Origin of the sequence: Burkholderia sp. Ac-20384, from assembly GCF_017104605.1 — a bacterium.
Classification (GTDB): domain Bacteria; phylum Pseudomonadota; class Gammaproteobacteria; order Burkholderiales; family Burkholderiaceae; genus Burkholderia; species Burkholderia lata.
The window spans coordinates 1-767 of the sequence record NZ_JAAGPE010000725.1; the positions used below are offsets into that span (position 1 = coordinate 1).

Below are 767 nucleotides of genomic sequence, written 5' to 3' on the forward strand. Positions count from 1 at the left end.
GGCTCGGTACGCAGATCAACCGCGTCCACGTGCCCTGCATACACGAGCGCGAAAATCGCCGCACGGACCAGCGCCGGATCGCCGACAGAGAGCTCACGCTCGATCTCGAGCAAGGTATGCGGCATCGTCACGAAAGTTTCGACTGCGCGTAGGAGCGAAGACGCAACCAACCCGCGCGCCGCGACTAGGCAGGGCAGCATGTGCCGCCAGTTATCGATCCAGGCGCGCGCGACCGCGAGGTCGGTTGATGTCACCGACCGAACGGGAACGCCATCCAATTCATACCTGGGACGAGCAGCACGGAGCCGCATGTCCGCGAGCGAATCAGAAAGGATGGCCACCTCTTCGCGGTCGGCATAGCGGACCCAAAAATCGGCGAGGTAGCGCTGTCCGTTGAGCTGCACGTAACCCGGCCGCTCACAAAATGATTGGACAGCGGGATCCGTTTCGATGAGCAGCCACAGTTCGGGCGCGCCACGTTGAAACAGCGTCAGTCGGCGATCGAGTTTGAGGCTGAAGGCGTCCAGCCGGGGTGCGCCGCGCGGGCGCGGCGTCGCAACCGGCCGCATCGCGTGCCGGGAATCGTCCATAAGATCAAGGCCTTACGGTCGGGCTTCGAAGTCTATGATGCGAGTTGACAAATTTAATCCGGACATATGCGAATTGACGACTTTATTTTGGTAAGACCGTCAATAAAGTCGTCAATTCAGGGTCCGGATGCCTAGATCGGCGGGGATTCTGGAGTGACAGATTTATTTTGCTCTACG

At 59.8% G+C, this 767-nt stretch carries 1 protein-coding gene; it reads right to left on the reverse strand.

Annotation, left to right across the window (positions count from 1 at the left end; translation table 11 throughout):
• Positions 1 to 590: hypothetical protein (locus G3O00_RS43045; RefSeq protein ID WP_206146639.1), on the reverse strand; the 590-nt coding region annotated here is incomplete at its 3' end.
• Between the last annotated feature and the right edge of the window lie 177 nt (positions 591 to 767).